The organism is Chryseobacterium indologenes (assembly GCA_016025055.1).
Lineage (GTDB): Bacteria > Bacteroidota > Bacteroidia > Flavobacteriales > Weeksellaceae > Chryseobacterium > Chryseobacterium indologenes.
The window spans coordinates 4,679,976-4,700,741 of sequence record CP065590.1; the positions used below are offsets into that span (position 1 = coordinate 4,679,976).

General features: G+C 37.3%; 20 protein-coding genes and 1 pseudogene. 8 read left to right on the forward strand and 13 right to left on the reverse strand.

Annotated elements, in window-relative coordinates; translation table 11 throughout:
• Positions 1-50 precede the first annotated feature (50 nt).
• Complete coding sequence (tpx, locus tag H3Z85_21635) at positions 51-626, forward strand: thiol peroxidase (protein ID QPQ51777.1); 576 nt, start codon at positions 51-53, stop codon at positions 624-626.
• A 72-nt stretch (positions 627-698) separates the two neighbouring features.
• Here tpx and H3Z85_21640 read toward each other — a convergent pair whose 3' ends face one another.
• The 4 genes from H3Z85_21640 to H3Z85_21655 form a co-directional block, all read right to left on the reverse strand.
• Positions 699-1,466 carry a hypothetical protein gene (locus tag H3Z85_21640; GenBank protein QPQ51778.1) on the reverse strand — a complete coding sequence of 256 codons (768 nt, stop codon included), beginning with the start codon at positions 1,464-1,466 and terminating at the stop codon, positions 699-701.
• A gap of 43 nt (positions 1,467-1,509) precedes the next feature.
• Positions 1,510-2,271 carry an MBL fold metallo-hydrolase gene (locus tag H3Z85_21645; protein QPQ51779.1) on the reverse strand — a complete coding sequence of 254 codons (762 nt, stop codon included), beginning with the start codon at positions 2,269-2,271 and terminating at the stop codon, positions 1,510-1,512.
• Positions 2,272-2,472: 201 nt separating this feature from the next.
• Positions 2,473-2,919: a Crp/Fnr family transcriptional regulator gene (locus H3Z85_21650; protein QPQ51780.1), complete on the reverse strand. Its 447-nt coding sequence runs from the start codon at positions 2,917-2,919 to the stop codon at positions 2,473-2,475.
• A gap of 111 nt (positions 2,920-3,030) precedes the next feature.
• Positions 3,031-5,016, reverse strand: a complete 1,986-nt coding sequence (locus tag H3Z85_21655; GenBank protein QPQ51781.1) for a urocanate hydratase — start codon at positions 5,014-5,016, stop codon at positions 3,031-3,033.
• 220 nt (positions 5,017-5,236) lie between these two features.
• Here H3Z85_21655 and H3Z85_21660 point away from each other — a divergent pair, with 220 nt between their 5' ends.
• A complete protein-coding gene (locus H3Z85_21660) occupies positions 5,237-5,674 on the forward strand; it encodes a DUF559 domain-containing protein (protein QPQ51782.1) in 438 nt (145 codons plus the stop codon).
• Between the two features lie 119 nt (positions 5,675-5,793).
• Here H3Z85_21660 and H3Z85_21665 read toward each other — a convergent pair whose 3' ends face one another.
• The 4 genes from H3Z85_21665 to H3Z85_21680 all read right to left on the reverse strand — a co-directional run bounded on the left by H3Z85_21665 (position 5,794) and on the right by H3Z85_21680 (position 8,362).
• Positions 5,794-6,087, reverse strand: coding sequence for a hypothetical protein (locus H3Z85_21665; protein ID QPQ51783.1), 294 nt, complete (start codon positions 6,085-6,087; stop codon positions 5,794-5,796).
• A gap of 51 nt (positions 6,088-6,138) precedes the next feature.
• Positions 6,139-7,122 carry a D-glycerate dehydrogenase gene (locus tag H3Z85_21670; protein ID QPQ51784.1) on the reverse strand — a complete coding sequence of 328 codons (984 nt, stop codon included), beginning with the start codon at positions 7,120-7,122 and terminating at the stop codon, positions 6,139-6,141.
• Between the two features lie 70 nt (positions 7,123-7,192).
• Entirely contained in the window at positions 7,193-7,456 is a 264-nt protein-coding gene (locus H3Z85_21675; GenBank protein ID QPQ51785.1) for a prevent-host-death protein, read from the reverse strand.
• A 255-nt stretch (positions 7,457-7,711) separates the two neighbouring features.
• Positions 7,712-8,362, reverse strand: a complete 651-nt coding sequence (locus H3Z85_21680; GenBank protein ID QPQ51786.1) for a protein-L-isoaspartate(D-aspartate) O-methyltransferase — start codon at positions 8,360-8,362, stop codon at positions 7,712-7,714.
• Between the two features lie 124 nt (positions 8,363-8,486).
• Here H3Z85_21680 and H3Z85_21685 point away from each other — a divergent pair.
• From H3Z85_21685 to H3Z85_21710, 6 genes and pseudogenes are all read left to right on the forward strand, one after another.
• Positions 8,487-9,450 (forward strand): annotated as a pseudogene (locus H3Z85_21685) (Gfo/Idh/MocA family oxidoreductase).
• Positions 9,451-9,805: 355 nt separating this feature from the next.
• Positions 9,806-11,536, forward strand: coding sequence for a cellulase family glycosylhydrolase (locus H3Z85_21690; protein QPQ51787.1), 1,731 nt, complete (start codon positions 9,806-9,808; stop codon positions 11,534-11,536).
• A 68-nt stretch (positions 11,537-11,604) separates the two neighbouring features.
• On the forward strand, positions 11,605-12,483 hold the full coding sequence (locus H3Z85_21695; GenBank protein ID QPQ51788.1) for a class A extended-spectrum beta-lactamase CIA-1: 879 nt from the start codon (positions 11,605-11,607) through the stop codon (positions 12,481-12,483).
• A 58-nt stretch (positions 12,484-12,541) separates the two neighbouring features.
• A complete protein-coding gene (locus H3Z85_21700) occupies positions 12,542-12,952 on the forward strand; it encodes a hypothetical protein (GenBank protein QPQ51789.1) in 411 nt (136 codons plus the stop codon).
• A gap of 9 nt (positions 12,953-12,961) precedes the next feature.
• Complete coding sequence (locus tag H3Z85_21705; GenBank protein ID QPQ53978.1) at positions 12,962-13,852, forward strand: 3-hydroxybutyryl-CoA dehydrogenase; 891 nt, start codon at positions 12,962-12,964, stop codon at positions 13,850-13,852.
• Positions 13,853-13,903: 51 nt separating this feature from the next.
• A complete protein-coding gene (locus H3Z85_21710; protein ID QPQ51790.1) occupies positions 13,904-14,143 on the forward strand; it encodes a hypothetical protein in 240 nt (79 codons plus the stop codon).
• A 51-nt stretch (positions 14,144-14,194) separates the two neighbouring features.
• On the opposite strand, the gene H3Z85_21715 is transcribed toward H3Z85_21710, so the two are convergent.
• From H3Z85_21715 to dnaN, 5 genes are all read right to left on the reverse strand, one after another.
• Entirely contained in the window at positions 14,195-14,605 is a 411-nt protein-coding gene (locus H3Z85_21715) for an META domain-containing protein (GenBank protein ID QPQ51791.1), read from the reverse strand.
• A gap of 250 nt (positions 14,606-14,855) precedes the next feature.
• Positions 14,856-17,258, reverse strand: coding sequence for a phenylalanine--tRNA ligase subunit beta (locus tag H3Z85_21720; protein ID QPQ51792.1), 2,403 nt, complete (start codon positions 17,256-17,258; stop codon positions 14,856-14,858).
• A 271-nt stretch (positions 17,259-17,529) separates the two neighbouring features.
• Positions 17,530-18,153 carry a YkgB family protein gene (locus tag H3Z85_21725; GenBank protein ID QPQ51793.1) on the reverse strand — a complete coding sequence of 208 codons (624 nt, stop codon included), beginning with the start codon at positions 18,151-18,153 and terminating at the stop codon, positions 17,530-17,532.
• 63 nt (positions 18,154-18,216) lie between these two features.
• Positions 18,217-19,047: a helix-turn-helix domain-containing protein gene (locus H3Z85_21730; protein QPQ51794.1), complete on the reverse strand. Its 831-nt coding sequence runs from the start codon at positions 19,045-19,047 to the stop codon at positions 18,217-18,219.
• A 196-nt stretch (positions 19,048-19,243) separates the two neighbouring features.
• Positions 19,244-20,374, reverse strand: coding sequence for a DNA polymerase III subunit beta (gene dnaN / locus H3Z85_21735; GenBank protein ID QPQ51795.1), 1,131 nt, complete (start codon positions 20,372-20,374; stop codon positions 19,244-19,246).
• Positions 20,375-20,766 lie beyond the last annotated feature (392 nt).

The following is a 20,766-nucleotide window of genomic DNA, read 5'->3' on the forward strand; positions in this document are numbered from 1 at the left end:
TTAATTCAGCTAACTGAAAAAAAGAATAATTTTGTTAAAAATAAATTTCAATGTTTTCAAAAATAATTTTCAGTACTCTGTTTTGGGTATCGGCATTCGGTTTCGCCCAAAATACCAAAGCAAGTCCTAACACGGTTTTAATGAGAGGAGAAACTGTACGCACCTATTCAAAATTACCGGCACTTAATAAACCGGCTCCCAAGTTTACCCTGACAGACGTCAATATGAATGATCAGACTCTTGAATCGTACAAAGGGAGATATGTTATTCTCAATATCTTTCCAAGTGTGGACACGGGTGTCTGCTCTGCATCGGTTCATCATTTTAATGAAGATGCCGCCAATCTTCCCAACACGGTGGTTCTGTGTATTTCGAAGGATTTACCTTTCGCTCAAAAAAGATTTTGCGGGGCTGAAGGTATAGAAAATGTGGTGATGCTCTCAGACTTCCGTTCTGACTTCGGATGGAACTACGGGGTAGAAATGATTGACTCTCCAATGAAAGGTCTTCTGAGCAGAGCTGTGGTGGTAATTGATCCATCAGGAAACATCATCTATGAGGAACAGGTACCTGACATTTCACAGGAACCTAACTATGAAGCAGCTATCAAAGCGGTAAAAATGTAAATTTTATTTTATAATAGTCTCAAATAAAAACCTGCTGTAACGCAGGTTTTTATTTTGGTAACTTATATCTTCCTAAACTTTCACAATATGAAAATACCTCGGATCCGGATATTGAAATTCAAAATTAAGATCTGAAATTAATCTGGCTGATGAAATGATTCTGCCCTCGGTAGTACGTTCCCGGGAATACGGCAGCCCTTTCTGGGCATTGATAATCTCTTGTTTATTGGGGTGAACGGGTGCTGCCACATTATATACTTTGGAATGGGACTTATTTTCCAGCATTTTTTCAATGACTGTACAAATATCAGCATAGTGGATATGATTCACCAGCATCTCCAGATTTGAAATATTATAATTTTTTAAAAGTCTCTGATCGCCCATTAATCCAGCCAACCGCAGAATATTGACGTGAGGAAATTTATTTTTTATAACGCTTTCACTGGGAACATTATCTACAGGTTTATCATCCTCTGTAAATTCTTTTTCATCACCGGGATATACCCCGGTAGAACTCATTAAATAAAGCTGTCCTTTATAATCGCCGAGAAATGTAAGCAGATTCTGAGCTCTTTCGTTCAATGGAATTTCAGCACCTCTTATCCCTGCAAAAGGAACAGTAATGATCACCGCATCCAATTGTGGTGCAATTTTCCACGCTGTATTTGGTTCGGATAAATCATCCTCAAAACTAACTTGTGTGACGTGATACCCTTTATCAGAGAGATCTTTTATTTTAGATTCAGATGTAGTGGTTACAAAAATCTCATATTGCCCTTTCAGTCTAGCCGCGATATGACTTCCCAACCAGCCACAGCCTATTATTCCAATTTTTTTCATCCTTAAATTTATCAATTTATTTGATAAAACAGGGTATAATCGTCTATGAATGAGGTAAAATTTCCCCATCCTTTAAAAGGAGATACTCTTGCCCTATCTCTTCCGAAATTTCCTGCAAATCCCCATCATCAAACAACTGGGGAATGTAGCATTTTTCGTGGGCAAACAGTCCATAATGAATTGGAACCAGATATTTCGCGTGCAGTAAATGAGCTGCAGCAAAAGCTTCTTTCAGATTAAGAGAAGCCGGAACCGGACTGTATTCTAATCCTATAATTTCAAAGTTGACAACCACTCCGTTAACCGGTAAAAATGCGTAATCAATAGTGGGGTTTTCTTTTCCCAACTTCCAGAACTGGCTGTGCCAAATGGTATTACCACCATGAAAAATGGCAGTTGTTCCGTCTTTTACAATCCAGGAAGATTGTATTTCGCCGACACCGTCCATCGCAAAAACCGGCTTAAAGGTGATCTGATGTTCGGTAAAGGTTTCATCCAAATCCAAAACAACCATTTCAACCTGATCCAGATGTTTTCTGACAAAGGGCTCCAGTCCGGAATATACAATCAATTTCCCGTCTTTTTTCAGGCATTTTTCGACAACTCCTCGATCAAAATGATCTAAATGTAAATGGGTAAACAGGATATAATCTGCCTGTATCTCTGCAGAAAATTCAATGAGATCTTCTACCGCATCACCCAGGACGGGTTTATAATATGAGAAGTCTTCCACGGCATCTATTAGAACAATTTTACCGTGAGAAGTGAGCTTTATTCCCGCCCAGTTTAACTTTTGTATTTCCATATTTTTATTTTTAACAAAGGAAAACACTTGGGGAAAGTCAAACAATAAACAAAAGATAATTAATTAAGATAGAAGATGAAAGTTATTATAATCATAAAATAACCATACCTCAGTATCTTCACTTGATTTATTGATAAAGCTTCACAAAAACATAACACAAATACTAACTTCAAACTTTTTGTATCAAGCTTCTTACTTATCTCAAGTAATCCTTTTTCTGATCCGGCTTAAAGAAATAGGGGTTACCCCAATATATGAAGCCAGATATTTCAGGGGAATATTCTGAATATAGTGTGGCTTATGATTCAAAAGATATTCATACAGATCCTGTGGGGTGTTTTTAAGTAAAAGCATCTCGCGCTTCATGGCAGCATGCAATTTTCTGCTTAAATAATAGTTCTGAACAAAGCGGCATTCGGGATTAACAGCAAACATTTCTTTGACCTCATCGAGCGTAATTTCCCAGGCAAGACCATTGCTTATCGATTCATAAATCGCCTCAGAACCTTTTTCTCCGACAGTAAAAATATCACCCGGAAAGTAAAACTCCGCACATATTTCTATCTCAATATCTGAAGAATGACTGATATAATATTTACGGACAAGCCCATCTTCAACAAGATAGGCTTTATGGTCCGGAAATATCATTTTTTTGAAAATTCAACCTTAGCAAACTTCTCCCATACAGGATCATTATCCTCCACGTTCAGGTGTGAAAACATTTTTTTGTTGATCGTTGCCAATGCTGAATATTATATTTTACAGTAAATTTTCATCTACAAGGTTGGGAAGCGTCACTTTCAGATTCGGTTCCACTTCCATCGCTCTTTTAATAGCGAAAATAGCGCCTTCGTTTCTTGCCCAGCTTCTTCTGGAAATCCCGTTATTGACATCCCAGAAAAGCATCGATTTCAGTCTTCGGTTAGCATCAGCACTGCCATCCAACAACATCCCGAAACCTCCGTTGATAACTTCTCCCCAGCCTACTCCTCCTCCATTATGGATGGACACCCAGGTTGCCCCACGGAAACTGTCGCCGATGACGTTGTGAATCGCCATATCTGCGGTAAATCTCGATCCGTCATAAATGTTGGATGTTTCTCTGTAAGGGGAATCCGTTCCTGAAACATCATGGTGGTCTCTTCCTAAAACCACAGGTCCTATTTCTCCGTTTTTGATTGCATTATTGAAAGCTTCGGCAATCTTCATTCTTCCTTCCGCATCAGCGTATAGGATTCTTGCCTGTGACCCTACCACCAGTTTATTTTCCTGGGCGCCTTTGATCCACTGGATATTATCTTTCATCTGCTGCTGAATTTCTTCAGGAGCAGTTTTGATCATCTCTTCAAGTACTGCACAGGCAATATCATCTGTTTTCTGCAGATCTTCAGGTTTTCCGCTTGTACATACCCATCGGAACGGCCCAAAACCGTAATCGAAGCACATAGGTCCCATAATATCCTGAACATAACTAGGATATTTGAATTCTCTTCCTAAAGTAGGATTACCAGCCATTACATCTGCTCCCGCTCTGGAAGCCTCCAGCAAGAAAGCATTTCCGTAATCAAAGAAATACGTTCCTTTTTGAGTGTGTTTATTGATGGCTGCAGCATGTCTCCTCAAAGTTTCCTGAACTTTTTCTTTGAATAATTCAGGATCTTCAGCCATCATTGTATTAGATTCTTCAAAGCTCTGTCCTGCAGGATAATAACCACCTGCCCAAGGATTGTGAAGTGAAGTCTGATCGGATCCGATATCTATTCTCAGGTTTTCCTGATCAAATTTCTCCCAAACCTCCACAATATTTCCAAGATAAGCCAGAGAAACGGTTTCTTTATTTTCCTGTGCTTCTCTTACCCTTTTCACCAATTCATCAAGATTTTCATGGATTTCATTGACCCATTTCTGGTCGTGGCGGATTTTGGTAATCTTTGGATTCACTTCAGCACAAACGGTAACACAACCGGCGATATTTCCAGCTTTGGGCTGTGCTCCACTCATTCCTCCCAATCCGGATGTTACAAAAAGACCTCCTTTCGGTTCTTTGTTGATCTTTCTGAAAGCATTCAACACTGTAATGGTAGTCCCGTGAACAATACCCTGCGGGCCGATATACATATAACTTCCTGCTGTCATCTGCCCGTACTGGGTCACCCCAAGAGCGTTGAATTTTTCCCAGTCATCAGGTTTAGAATAATTCGGGATCATCATTCCATTGGTTACAACAACCCTTGGTGCCTCTTTGTGTGAAGGAAATAACCCCATCGGATGCCCGGAATACATTACCAAAGTCTGCTCATCACTCATTTCCGATAAATATTTCATCGTCAGCAGGTATTGCGCCCAGTTCGAGAAAACGGCTCCGTTTCCACCATAGGTAATCAACTCATGAGGATGCTGTGCAACGGCATAATCCAGGTTATTCTGGATCATCAGCATAATCGCTTTCGCCTGCTCAGATTTTCCCGGATAATCACTGATAGACCTTGCTTTCATCTCATAATCCGGACGAAAACGATACATATAAATTCTTCCGTAGTCTTCGAGTTCCTGCTTAAATTCAGGAATCAGCTCTGCATGAAACCGAGGATCGAAATAACGTAAAGCATTTTTTAATGCGAGCTTTTTCTCTTCTTCTCCTAAAATCTCCTTACGTTTTGGAGCATGGTTGATATTTGTTTCATATGGTTTTGGCTGTGGCAGCTGAGTAGGAATTCCCTGTTGGATTTGTTCTTGAAATGTCATATTGCTATTTAAAGTTCTATGTTTAAACAATTTTTTATGTTTTAAAGATATTCAAATTATAAAATATAGGCAAGTAGAGGTGAAAAGCGAATTTGTTTATTTTAAATTATCATCCTGAATTTACTATTTAGTACTATATTTGAGAAAAAGCACTCAGTTCCCCTCCTCTGGAGGGGTGGATTCGTCGAAAGACGAAGACAGGGTGGTTACACACACAATCATGAAAGAAATCCTCACTACTATTAATGGAATCCCCATTGTCCGAAACTTTGTAGAAAATTTACCCTACAGTCCCCATTTAAAATCATTGCTAAAAGGAAAACGTAAAGCCCGGATTCTAGGCGAAGTATTATTCTGGAAAGAAGTCAGAGCAGGGATATTCTATAAAATTGATTTTGACAGACAAAGAATTATCGGAAATTATATTGTTGACTTTTATGTGAAGACATTAGGATTAGTCATTGAAATTGATGATTCAAACCATGATGAAAAACAAGACTATGATGTTGTAAGACAAAAATACCTTGAATCTTTAGGGTTATTAGTATTCAGCATTGATGATTATGAGGTGCGAAATAATATGAATAGAGTAATGAAAGAGCTGGAGGCATTTATTATTCTGCACTATGGAACCACCCCGTCTTCAAAAATTGAATAATTTTTGAATCCACCACTCCAAGGGAGGGGAATTTCCCGTTACCCAATCAGGTTATCATTTAAAATAAAGAGACCTTACTGAGATTCAGCAAGGCCTGTATTTTTCTATACGTTCAAATTTTAGGTTAAAACATCATCATTTTCTTCCTCATGATCATCATCATTGTCACTTAAGCTCCAATAATTGTTTTCTTCATCTTCCTCCCCTATTTCTTCCATTTTATCATCCTCTTCTGCTCCCGGGATATCGAGCCCCTTATCTATTTTATCTTCATCGGGGTCTTCGTCTACAATCGGATTTCCGTCTCCGTCTAGCGGAATATGTTTTTCTCTTTTAAATATATCTTCATTAGGACTATAATCCATTTGTTCTAATTTCCTGTTTTGCTCATTAATATTTTTCTCTGGTGCCATAATGTTGAGATTTTAGGTTTGTAAAGAGAGAACAAAAATAATTCCAACTTACTATGAATGGTGGGAATAAACTTCCGGATTGGCACAATACGGCATCTTCTCACCCCTGGAAAATGCTATCAGGTTTTCTGCGGCAAGTCTTGCCATTCCGTTTCTCGCTTCCATGGTGGCAGATCCTATATGAGGTAACACACAAACATTTGAAAGTTCCAGCATAGGATCGTCAGAAGACATAGGTTCCGGATTGGTTACATCCAGGCCTGCCCCCCAGATCGTGCCATCAGTTAATGCCTGATACAAATCTTTTTGGTTTTGAAATCCACCCCGGGCAGTGTTCACAAAAATAGCATTGGATTTCATTTTTTTAAAGACTTCTTCGTTGAAAAGTTCTTTATGTTCAGGCGTAAAACTAGCATGAATGCTCAACACGTCAGAACTTGTAATTAATTCTTCAAAGGACACGTATATTGCTCCCAGTTCTTTTTCTGCTTCTTCATTTCGGTTTCGGTTGTGATAGATAATGTTCATGTCAAAAGCATGCTTTGATTTTTTAGCCATTTCAAAGCCTATTCTTCCCAATCCGAAGATGCCCAATGTTTTTCCATACAATTCCTGCCCCAGGGCATGTAACGGATCAAAACTTCCCCAATTGCCATTTTTTACTTTCTGGAAATTATAGCTTGCCTTCCTCGCTACAGCCTGCATGAGTAAAAAGGCAACATCTGAAGTCGCTCTGCTCAGCACATCAGGAGTATTCCCAACCGGGATATTTCTCTTTACAGCCTCATTAATATCAACATGGTCAAAACCTACAGAATACAGAGCAATCGCTTTGATATTCGGGCAGGTATCAAAAAATTTTTTATCGTATTTAAAATCATTTCCAATACTTAATATCACATCCACAGACCGGCAATACTGCAGCCATTCCTCCTGTGTTAGATTTTCATTTTCAGGAAGTATCACTTCCAGTCCTGCTTGTTTCAACAGATTCATCCCGATTTCAGGAATCATTTTATTGACAAAAACTTTCATAGTATCATTGATTGGTTAAATAAAAAACCTTACTCTGTGAAAAGTAAGGTTCTAACTTTAATATTAAAAATTATTTTTCTTCACCTGAATGTTTTTTATGTTTATCCCAGGCATCTGAGGCCATCTCCTGAATTTCTTCCCATACTTCTTTTGCTGATTTTTGGGCATGGCTCATAAACCCTTGTTTTGTCGCTTCCTGATTCTTCCCCTTCATCTCGCTGAGATAATCTTTTACCTGTTGAGAATAGCTTTCTACACTATATCCGGGGTTATTATGCAAATTTTTCTGAACATTACTAAAATCGTGTGACGATTTGAATCTATTCGTATCCATAATAATAAGATTTTAAGTGGTTGAGTTCATAATGAAGTTCAATTTTCATTCCGAAACGGGTCTAAAAATTTATTAAAAAAGATAAAATTTATTAATTCTGCTGACACTCAATGTCACCACGATTTATAAAATATTATCTATCCGGCTAAGTAATTCTTCCTTATGGGCTTACATACGGTATCATCTTAAACGTTGTTAAGTGAATTAAATTGTTTTATTTTAAGGAAATTAATGATAAAATAACACTGAATTATCCTACTGGTTTGTATTTCCCAGCATAGGAACGAATTTATAAGCTCCGAATTCTTCTTTTTCAAATTCGGTAGGTCCTATTTTGGTAAATCTGAATAATACCTGTTCGTCGGTAGGACCCAGCGGAATTACCATTTTCCCTCCTATATTCAATTGTTTCAATAGCTCTGTAGGTAATGTGGAAGCCCCACAGGTGACGATGATTTTATCAAAAGGAGCGAACGTCGGCAGTCCCGCAAAACCGTCACCAAAACTTTGAAATTTTGGAAATAAATGGAGTTCACGCAGTTTTTTCTTCGAAAAATCAAATAAATCTTTCTGTCTTTCCACCGTATAAACATGAGCTTTCATCGTAAGCAACACAGCTGTCTGGTATCCGCAACCCGTTCCTATTTCCAGTACTTTTTCCCCGGCTTTTACCTGCAACAACTCGGACTGCTCTGCCACCGTGGAAGGGTGTGAGATGGTCTGGTGTGCCAGAATCGGGAATGCCCGATCCTCGTAAGCAAAATCTTCAAAAATACTTTCGATAAAAAGGTGTCTCGGAACTTCACTCATTGCCCGAAGTACATTTTCATCCGAAATTCCAATTCTGTGTCGAAGATATTCAACTAAAATCTTTCTTTTTCCTTTATGTACAAACGAATCATGCATCTGGCAAAAGTAAGAAATTAGATTTTAGATTTCATGGATTGGAGAAAAGAATTATCCACAAAAAACAATTTCTGACCTTTGGAATCTAACTTCTTTCTTATCTTTACAAAAATTTAATACAGCTATGTTAAAAGCAGGTTTGGTAGGTGCCGGACACTTGGGAAAAATACACTTAAAACTTCTTAATCAGTCAGATAGATACGAGTTGGTAGGTTTCCATGATAAAGATGTTGAAAACGGAAAGAAATTAGAAGCCGAATTCGGATATAAATATTTTGAAAATTTTGATGAATTGCTGGATCAGATTGATATGCTGGATATTGTTACTCCTACAATCTATCACTACGATTATGCTTTAAAAGCCATCGAGAAAAAGCTGCATTTTTTCATTGAAAAGCCGGTTACGCAAACCCTTGAGCAGGCGGAAGAAATCTTACGTCTTTGCCAGGAAAACGGGATCAAAGCGCAGGTGGGTCATGTGGAAAGGTACAATCCGGCTTTTATCGCCACCAAAGATTATATTAAAAACCCGATGTTCATAGAGATTCACAGGCTTGCTGAGTTCAATCCGCGTGGAACTGATGTTTCTGTGGTACTGGATCTGATGATTCATGATCTTGACATTTTGTTGAGCATGGCTAAGTCAAAGGTTAAAAATATTCATGCCAGCGGAGTTTGTGTAGTAAGTAAAACACCGGATATTGCCAATGCCAGAATAGAGTTCGAAAACGGATGTGTAGCCAATCTTACGACTTCCAGAATCTCTATGAAAGCGATGAGAAAAAAGCAGATTCTTCCAGAAAGACGCTTATATTTCTGTTGATTTCCTTGAGAAAAAAGCGGAAGTCATCAGAATGAAAGACGCTCCTGAAACTCCTACTCCATTTGACATGATTATTGAAAATGCGGATGGAGAGAAAAATCAGATTTTATTTGAATATCCGAATATTCAACCTAACAATGCCATTTTAGATGAGCTTAATTCCTTTGCTGACGCCATTACGGCTGATAAAAATGTAGAAGTTTCTCTTGAAGACGGGACTGAAGCATTAAAAGTAGCGTTGGAAATCGTAAAACTAATCAGCTAAAAGAGTAGAAATACAAGACTGTTATCGCATATTCCGTAACAGCCTTCACCATACTATCTTGTCCTCGGAAATGAGGACAAGATAGTTTTTTTTAAAACTCATTCATAGCAGTACAATGTCTGAAAATGTTTTTAAAATCATAAATAATGACAAAATACATTGATTTATCGACATAAATTTATTTATAAAACAAAAAAACAATATATTTGGAAAACAATTCAATAAACTATTGAAAAATTTTGTTTTGCATATCAGATGGATTAGGATAAATGGAGTCAATACAGATTTCCACCATGCGATGTCCATCGGGCATATTAACCTCTAAACAATCCATACTCATTAAACCATTCCAATTATGAAAAAAACGATCTTATTTTCCGCTTTATTATTGTCTCAATTTGGGACATCACAATTATTAAAAACTGATGGACAAAGAATTATCAATGACAAGGGTGAAAACATTCAGCTGAGAGGTCTCGGTTTAGGAGGCTGGATGCTGCAGGAAGGCTATATGCTGAAAACCGCTGATTTTGCCGGGCCACAATATAAGATTAAGGAAAAAATCGCAGAACTCATTGGTGAAGACGGAATGCAGGAATTTTATAAGGCGTATTTGAAAAACGGAGTTACCAAACAGGATATTGATTTTCTGGCTAAAGCCGGATTCAACTCGATCAGGCTTCCGATGCACTATAATCTTTATACTCTTCCTATTGAAAAAGAACCTGTGAAAGGTAAAGATACCTGGCTGGAAGAAGGTTTTACGATGACTGATGATCTTCTCAGATGGTGTAAGGACAATAAAATCTATCTGATTCTCGACCTCCATGCTGCACCCGGAGGACAGGGAAATGATGCCAATATTTCTGATAATGATAAAACGAAGCCCTCACTCTGGGAAAGCGCTGAAAATCAAAGGAAAACGGTAGCCTTGTGGAAGAAACTGGCAGACCGCTATAAAAATGAACCATGGATGGGCGGATATGATATCATCAATGAACCCAATATCAATTTCACAGGCAAGAATCCAAACGGTACGGATGAAATGTCTAATGCCCCGCTCTGGAAATTACAGAAAGACATCACAACCGCCATTCGTGAAGTGGACCAAAAGCATATTATTTTTATCGAAGGAAACGGCTGGGGTAATAATTACAATGGCCTGATTCCGATCTGGGACAAAAACATGGCTTTCAGTTTCCATAAATACTGGAATTACAATGATGATCAAACGATACAGTTTGCTTTGGATTTAAGGGAAAAGCACAATATGCCGATATGGCTCGGTGAAACCGGTGAAAACTCTAATGTCTGGTTTACTGAACTGATCCAGTTGTTGGACAAGCATAATATCGGATATGCATTCTGGCCTATGAAAAAAATTGATAATATTGCCGGAATTACGAATGTAAAAACCACACCTGAATATGAAAAACTTTTAGAATATTGGAAAAATGGTGGTGAAAAACCTTCAAAAGACTCTGCTAAAAAAGCTTTGATGCAAATCGCAGAAAATTACAGACTGAATAACACGGAAGTCAAAAATGATGTTATTGACGCCATGTTCAGGCAAACGAATGACTCTGCAACAAGGCCGTTTAAAAATCATTCGGCTCCGGGAAGGATATTTGCTTCAGAATATGATTTGGGCAGAATGGGTTCTGCTTATCTGGACAAAGATTTCATCAATCTTTGGGTAAGTGATCCTGCCAAAAGATCAGAATGGAACTCCGGTCAGCAGATGAGAAATGACGGCGTTGATATTTACTTGTGTAGTGACAAAATTACGAACCAGTATTATGTCGGGAAAACAGAGGCCGGTGAATGGATGCAATATACCATCCGTTCCAATGCCGAAAAAAATTACAGGGTGGAGATCAGATATTCCAGTATAAAGCCAGCGAAAATAAGATTGGAAGATGCCGCCGGAAAGATACTGGCTGTGGTTCCGCTGCAAGCTACCGGAAAAAATGAAAACTGGGCGACTGCGGTTGTGCAAAATATTCGGCTTAAAAAAGGCGAGAATAAACTCAGAGTACATTTTGAGGATGATGGCGTCAATCTGAATTATTTTGAAATAAAATAGCAATAAATATCTTAAATTGCAGCTCCCTTTATCATTTTAAAAGGGAGTTTTTTTTTAACCTTATCTCTATGAAAAAAATAACATTTCTTTTACTGATGGTTTCTGCCTTTGCTACTGCACAGAAATCCGTACTTGACGAAAAAATCAGTGCTGTTATAAAAGATAAAAAAGCGACCGTAGGAGTTTCTGTTTTGGGTTTTGAGAATGCTTTCAAGTACAGTAAAAACGGAGATAAGAAACTGCCGTTACTCAGTGTTTTTAAATTTCACCTGGCCTGTGCTGTATTGGATATGGCAGATAAAGGTAAATTTTCAACAGATCAGAAGTTTTTAATAAAAAAATCAGATCTATTGGAAAATACATGGTCTCCGCTACGCGAAAAATTTCCGGAAGGAAATATTGAACTTTCTTTAGGAGAAATTATCACGTACACAGTTGCTCAAAGTGATAACAATACCTGTGATTTTCTTTTAAGATTGATAGGCGGTCCTCAGGTTGTTCAGCACTTCATGGATTCTAAAGGAGCAAAAGACCTTCAGATCAAATATAATGAGGACGACATGCACAGGGACTGGAAAAACCAATATGGGAACGAAAGCAGCACCAATGCGACTGTCTCACTATTGAAAAAATTCTATGATGGTAAGCTTCTTACAAAAAAATCGACGGATTTCCTGATGCAGATTATGTTGGGAACTACAACAGGAACCAATAAAATCGTTGAACAGTTACCCAAAAGTACGCCTGTTGCTCATAAAACGGGTTCTTCCGGAAAGCCGGACAATATACTTACTGTTGCAGAAAATGATATGGGGATTATTACCCTTCCTAACGGAAAGCATTATGCAATCGCTGTATTTGTAAGCAATTCAACGGAAACAGAAAAGGTAAATACAAGGATGGTTTCTGATATTTCAAAGATCGTTTGGGATAATTTTAATAAATAAAATATTAAGCTTAATTTTAGCACGAAAATTGAGAGAATTCTCAATTAAATCAACTTACATGAAAAAAGTCATAATAGCAGTAGCTTTATTTTCTTTCACATTCTTTTATTCACAAAAGAATCAAAATTATTTAATGATCTCTTATGGAAGTTCATGCTGTGGACCGCCATCGGAAAAGCCGGTCATCAGCTATCTGAAAGAATTTAAGAAAAAAAATCATCTGAAAAGTCTTGAAATCCTGCAGCAAAGCGGTATGGGAAGAGAAGGTGAGTTCAAATTGTATGTAGGCACCGATTCTTTTACCGACAATCAGAAAAGACGTCTTACACGAGGGCTTATGGCTGCGGTATCGAACCAGAATAACAGCAGAAAACAGAAAAGTGAAGGAACTGTTTTTTTTGATTCTGCCACTACTGTGCAACAACAGGACCTTGTGAATGCAAGAAATCTAACTATCTATAAAAAATAAAGGAAAATGATCAAAAACATTGTAGTTATCGGAGCGGGAACCATGGGGAATGGTATAGCACATACGTTCGCACAAAGCGGTTTTAAAGTAAATCTGGTAGATGTATCTCAGGAAGCTTTAGACAGAGGCTTAAAAACCATTACGACCAACCTTGACAGAATAATTGCAAAGGGAAACCTTACTGAAGAGCAAAAAGCAGAAACATTAGGAAATATTACCACGTTTACAGCATTGAATGATGCCGCAGGATCAGCAGATCTTATTGTAGAAGCTGCTACTGAAAACCTGGATCTGAAGCTGAAAATCTTCGGACAGATGGATGAACTGGCTCCTGCAGGCTGCATCCTTGCTACCAATACTTCTTCCATCTCTATCACTAAAATTGCTGCTGCCACAAAAAGAGCAGATAAAGTAATCGGAATGCACTTTATGAATCCGGTTCCTATCATGAAACTGGTAGAAATCATCAAAGGATATTCTACTTCTAAAGAAACTTTCAACGCCATTTACGAAATGAGTAAAACCTTAGGAAAGGTACCTGTTGAAGTAAATGACTATCCTGGTTTCGTTGCCAACAGAATATTAATGCCTATGATCAACGAATCTATCGAGACACTTTACAATGGTGTTGCCGGTGTAGAAGAGATCGACACGGTAATGAAATTGGGAATGGCTCATCCGATGGGACCACTTCAATTGGCTGATTTCATTGGTCTTGATGTATGTCTTGCGATTTTGAACGTGATGTACGACGGCTTCAAAAATCCTAAATACGCTCCGAACCCATTGCTTGTAAACATGGTGACAGCAGGAAAACTGGGAGTAAAATCAGGGGAAGGATTCTATGATTATTCAGAAAGTAAAAAAGCTGAAAAAGTTTCAAAAATGTTTTTGAACTGATTTTAAGTCAATAATTTTATTTATCTTTGAGCAAGTTAAAACATTAAAAAAATGAAATTACCAAAGTTTTTATTAGCAGATAATTCGGAATTTCCAGAAGATTTATTCGTAGTACACACTGAGTATCCAAGATTTATCTTAAACGTTGAGGAAGAAGAAGTTGAGTGGTTAGATGATCTTGAAGGTGACGATGAAGAAACTATGGCAGACGAAGCTACGAAAGTGGTAGAAGCAGCATTCAAATGGTGCGACGAAGAGCTGGCTAAGTATGACGAAGAAGAGGAAGATTAATCACACAGTCTAAAACATAAAAAAGGAACTCCAATGAGTTCCTTTTATTTTTTATTCAGATTTTGTAAATTTCAATAGTAGAAGATTGTCTTTGTACAACTCTAGGGTATTTCCGGAAATTACATATTTATTTGCCTTTCCCATCATATCCATAAAGTTCTGCTCTACTCCGATATTGTTACACATCATTTTTGTAGAACCCATCTGCCCTGCAGAGAACCCTCCTGTAGACGGATCTATTTTAGCAGTTCCGAAATAGTTGTTACAACCGGCATTACCTGTTATCTTTTCTCCTTCAATATTCAATGTTGGGATTTTACCTTTTACATTGTCAGCCAATGTCCATTTTGTATTAACAAGCGCAGGCTGGGCTTTTCCTACTTTAGACGCAGAAGGGCTTGTCATAGATCCACAAGATGCCAATACTGCTGCTGCACATATACTTAAAAAAAGATTTTTCATTTTTTTCTTTTTGAATTCATCCAAATTTACGGAAATAATATTATTTAAACAGGTTGCAGTGAATTTTATTATTCTTTAACATCCTGTATTTTGAAATTTTTTTTGATGACAGGATATGTGCCAGATTGTATTGTGCTATCGGAAAGCCGGGAAACGCAATGACGCGAAGAAGTGTAAACGAGCCGTTTTAAAGGCAAAAAAAACGGACTTACAAAAAGTCCGTTTTACATATTTTTTTACTCTTATACAATTAAGATCTCAATTCTGCATTGAATTCCTTCTGGAAAGATTTGATCAGAGAATCCATTACTTCTGAGATTTCCTTTTCTTCAAGGGTTTTCTCTTCGTTTAATAATTCAAAGCTCATCGCGTAAGATTTTTTCCCTTCAGGAAGATTTTTCCCTTCATAGACATCGAACAGATTGATGCTCTTAATGAATGGAGACTTGTTCTTTTTCGCTGTTTGGTATAGATCCTCGTAATTCACTGTTTTATCAATCAGTAAAGCAAGGTCTCTTCTGATTTTATTGAATTTCGGAATATCTTTAAACTTCAATTCATTTTTAGCACGCAGTTCCTGTGCCAATTCAAGCTCAATTTCAGCATAGTAACATTCCTGATTTATATCGAAATCTTTCAACAATACCGGGGCTACTTTTCCGATTCTCACTAAAGCTTTTCCTTCTGCTTCATACACTAAAGCATCAGAGAATCTTTCGTCAGATAAGGCTACTTCTTTATAATCAATTGCCAGCCTTTCCAGCAATACTTTTACATAGGCTTTAAGGTTGTAGAAACTCACAGCAGATTTAGGCTGTAACCAGTTTTCTGCTACATCTCTTCCGGAAACAAGAAGGGCCAATTGTTTTCTTTCTTCGTATTTCTCTTTCTTATGATAGATTTTTCCGAATTCAAAGAACTTGATATCCTGGTTCTTTCTGTTGATATTATATACTGTATTCTGAAGAAGTCCTTCCAATAAAGACTTTCTCATGAATGCCAAATCATTACTTAAAGGATTCAACAGCTTTACGGCATCAGTTTCATCTTTCACTGAAGTCAATGAGTTGTTCATCACTTCATTGAAACCCACGCTTTGTAAGGTTCTTGCCCAGTTGTTTTCCAGTTCATCCTGATCGTTTGCGTTAATCTTTACAGGAGTGAAGGAAATCTTCTGTGGAGCATCAATTTTATTGTATCCATAGATTCTTAAAATCTCTTCAATAACATCGATTTCTCTTGTTACATCTGCCCTGTAGGCAGGTACAGAGATTTCAAAGCCGTTAGGAATTACATTCAAAACCTGAATTTCCAAAGCTTTTAATATTTCTTTTACTTTTTCTCTGTGAATTTTGGTTCCTAAAATCTGTTCGATCTTTGAGAATCTCAGGATCACATAGCTGTCTTCTATTTTCTTAGGATATTCTTCCAGTAGATCACCTACCAGTTTACCTTCAGCAATTTCCTGAATTAACTTGATGGCATGAGTGATCGCCGTTCTTGTAATATTTGGATCTACTCCTCTCTCAAATCTGAAAGAAGCATCAGTATTTAAACTGTGGGCTTTTGCCCCTTTTCTTACTGCAATCGGGTTAAAATATGCACTTTCAAGGAAGATTGTTTTGGTAGCATCAGATACTCCAGAAGTTTCACCACCAAACACTCCTGCAATACACATCGGAGTATCTTTCCCGTCTTTGATCATGATTTCAGAACCATTCAATGTTCTTTCAACACCATCTAAAGTTGTGAACTTCGTTCCCGGTTTTACCACGCCAACTTTTACTTTTTTGCCAGCAATTTTATCTGCATCAAATGCGTGAAGCGGCTGTCCGTATCCGTGAAGGATATAGTTGGTAATATCTACAACATTATTGATAGGGCTTAATCCGATAGCTTTCAGCCTGTCTTTTAACCAGGTAGGAGATTCTGCAACCTTTATATTCTCTATCACAGCACCGATATATCTCGGAGCCAATTCTGCATCTTCAACTTCCAGGGTAAAATCGTGTGAACCTTCGTTATTTAAAGCTTCAGAAGCTATTTTATTGAACTGTGATTTCAACTGATTGGTAGAAAGATAAGCATGCAGATCTCTGGCAACACCATAGTGAGACATTGCATCCGTCCTGTTCGGTGTTAAACCGATTTCAAAAACTTCATCATTAGCCAGTTCAAAATAATCTGCAAAATTCTTCCCTACTTCGTATTTTGTTTCGTCCAACACCATGATTCCACCGTGATCTTCGCTCAGGCCAAGCTCATCTTCTGCACAAATCATACCCTGAGAAACTTCGCCTCTGATCTTCGCTTCTTTGATTTCAAAAAAGTTTCCGGTTTTATCATAGATTTTAGTTCCGACAACAGCTACAGGAACTGTCTGTCCTGCTTCTACGTTAGGAGCTCCGCAAACGATATTCAATACCTTTCCGTTTCCTACGTCTACTGTAGTTTTCTTTAGTTTATCAGCATTCGGATGTTTGTCACAGGTCAATACTTTACCTACAACAATTCCTTCCAGACTGCCTTTTACACTTTCAAATTTATCTATCCCTTCAACTTCAAGACCTATATCTGTAAGAAACTCACCGATTCTTTCAGTTTTCAATTCCGTTTTCACAAAGTCCTTCAGCCAGTTGTTTGATATTTTCATCTGATAATTTTATTTTTTCTAAAGCCGGATGAAATGCTTGTTTTCATCCGAAATATTTTCAAAAATTTATTTGAATTTTGTTCGATGATAACCGAACGGTTTTAAGCGTACAAATGTCGTGTTTTTTTGAGAAATACAGAAATTTGAAGACAACTTTAAGATAATAAATTTTCGTTAATTTCACTTTTACAGATATGTTTTACAGCCCAGCTGCCGGTCCTTATTTTAGTCTGAAGATTTTCAGGATCATAGATGAAAAATCTATCTTTCTTCAAAGTCCTTGTTTATAAGGATTGACAACCTTTTTCAAACTATCCGTAAACAGCACCAAACCTCCGGCCATCATGATAATATCTTTCAGTACAAGGCGGCCCGCGCCTGACAAATAAGGGAAACCATGTTGCGGAGAAGGAAAATCCCCACCAAGATCAGGAACATAAACTTCCGGAGTTGTTATGAGAAATGATAGCGTAACCAATGACATGAGGAACGTCAACGCTCCCCCAACAGCTCCCGTTTTGGGAAACCATATTCCCAATACCACAAGAATTCCGATGGTTATAATCATAAGACCAAGGCCATATGCGAAACCGTAAGTCCCGTTTTCTTTGTGCCAGTCAATATTTTTCTGTACCACTTTTCCCTCAGGGTTTTTGTACAGTGTATATTCGGAAACGGGCTTCTGATCTTCGTTAAGCACTTTATGTCCGGCATTTTTATAGAAAAAGCTCATCAAAGGACTGTTGGCAACAAAAGGAACAATTCCGTCGGCTTCGTACTGAAAAGCCTTAAGACCGCCAATCCAGGCCATCACAATAAAGATTGAAATTCTGAGAAAATTGAGTGCATAGACATCCAATTGCTGAAGACTGCTGAATAATTTAGTGTTTTGCATATGTTTTACTTTTGTACAAAGGTATTCACATGCCTCAGGCAGCGACATAGATATTTAAGGACATTACATGGACATTTTCGCCACCACGGAAATCCCAACCTTTTCTCTGTAATTTTTCGGGGAGCAACTTACCGATTTTTTAAAGTATCTGCTGAAATAAAACTCATCTTCGAATCCCAGTTCCGAAGCTATTTCTTTCACAGACCGATAGGTTAAATGCAGTAATTTTTTAGATTCCAAAATTATTCTTTCGTTGATGAGCTGAGTAGGTGTTTTGGCAAATTCTTTTTTAACAATCTTACTTAAGGTATTGTTGGTAATATTTAACCGGTCACTGTAGAATGACAATTCTTTTTCCTTTTTATAATACATCTCAAGTAATTTCTGAAATTCTGTTGCTTTTTTGTTCGGGATCTTCTCATGACCGGACGCACTGGATTCAAAGCCGCTTTTTTGTTTGCTGCAGATCGCCAAAATGAGCTGTATATAGGTTTTGATAATTGATTCGGAGAACTGATGTTTTTCGGATTCTTCCTTTCTGATATGGTTAAAAAGTTCGAGAATATACCGGTAGTTCTCTTCGGCAAGTTCAATGGCGGGATCTAAGTAAATATTGTTAAAAAGAAGCCCGTTACAGGCTACTTCTTCTTTGTGATATTCTATACAGTAGTAATCACCATGAAACAAAAGAACAGAAATATGCTCACCTGACTGCGCCAGAAACTTTAGCTTTTGATAGGGTGAAATAAATAAAATATGGCATCCCTTGTAGGCATAATTGATATCATCCACAGAAAAAACACCTGAACCTTTCCAAACAACTACAGTATAATTTTCACTAGTCAATTCTGACGGAAAGTCTGAGGGGTGATAGGATTGTATTTTTGCTTCCATAATGAATGATATTTTTTAAACATTAAGGATTGTTTAGAAGATAAGTAAAAGTTAAGAGTACAGCTAAAGCTCTTTATTAGGCTAATTTTATGTCTGATGAGGCTTCCCTTAAAACTTACTTTTTTATTAGTGATTCAATATTTTCCGAAAACGAAAAAAGCCGGATTGCTCCAGCTCTTTTTATTTATTTTTCATCTTACAATCCGATAACCGGCATTGAAAGCATTAAGATATTTTCGTTTTCTTCAAGACCGTCAAGAGGCTCGATGATCCCCGGTCTGTTGGGCTGAGACATTTTCATTGTAATATCATCAGATCCTAAGATTGTCAACATTTCAGTTAAGAATTTTGAGCTGAATCCGATATTGATATCTTCTCCGTTATAGTCACAAGGAATCTGCATATCTGCTTTGTTTGCATATTCAGTATCTTCTGCATGAAGGTGAAGAATATTTCCGGAAAGCTTAAATCTTACCTGGTTGGTCGATTTATTAGACATGATCGATGCTCTTTTGATGGCTCCCAACAAAAGGTTTCTGTTGATCGTCAATACATTTGGATTTTCTTTTGGAATTACCGCTGTATAGTTTGGATATTTACCATCAATCAGTCTACAGATCCAGATATGTTTATCAAAAGTAAACTTAGCCATGTTTTCATTGAAGTCGATTTTCACTTCTTCATTTGAGCTTGCCAGGATATTTTTGAAAATATTCAAAGGTTTTTTAGGCATGATGAATTCCATAGGTTCAGCATTCATCAGGTCTGCCCTCTTGTAAACTACTAATCTGTGAGAGTCTGTAGAAACGAAATTGGTTTCATTTTCTCCAAACTGGAACAAAACACCGGTCATCACTGGGCGAAGAGAGTCGTTACTTGTAGCAAAAAGTGTGTTTGTAAGAGCTTCTGACAATACTCCTGCCGGCATTACAACGCTTTGGGAAGCATCAAATTCAGGTAACTCGGGATAGTCATCAGCATTATCTAATGCCACTGCGAAATTGTCTTTTTCATCTAAAATCTCAAGCTGACTTCCAGTTCCTTCCGCATTGTCTTTTACAACAAACGTAAGGGGTTGTTCGCCATATGTCTTGATAAAATCTTGAAAAATTTTAGCAGGAACAGCAAATTTACCTGAGTCATCAGACTTTACTTCAAGAGAAGTTACAAGAGTCGTCTCGCCGTCAGATGCTGTAATGGTAACATTATTTCCGTCTAGTTCAAAAAGATAGTTTTCTAAAATCGGTCTCGATTGAGAGCTTGATATTACGCCACTTACAGTTTGCAAAGCCTTCTGCAGTTCACCACTTGAAATAATAAATTTCATAGATTTAAAAATAAGTTTCTACAAATATAATAAATTGATATAACAAAGAAAAAAATAATCTCTAGGAGTTTTTAACAAACATCATTAATCTGTTTTAAGACTTGATATTACGTTTAAAGTTCTGTAGTCTTTTAATTTTACACGAAAAATATCGGCATTATAATAATTTATCGTCGCTTTTTTGTTTAATAATGCGTTGTATTCACTGGTAAGATCGATGTTTGATTCTATGGTAACCCGATTATTTTTTTAAAAATTTTTGTTTTCATCCAGCAGATAAAATACCACAAAATTATTTTTTCAATCTTTACCAGTGTTCCGTGCAAGGTCAAATCTTTTTGTTTATTCTTTCCAGGCTTTCCTTTATCTAAAAAATCAGAAAATGTCTCTGT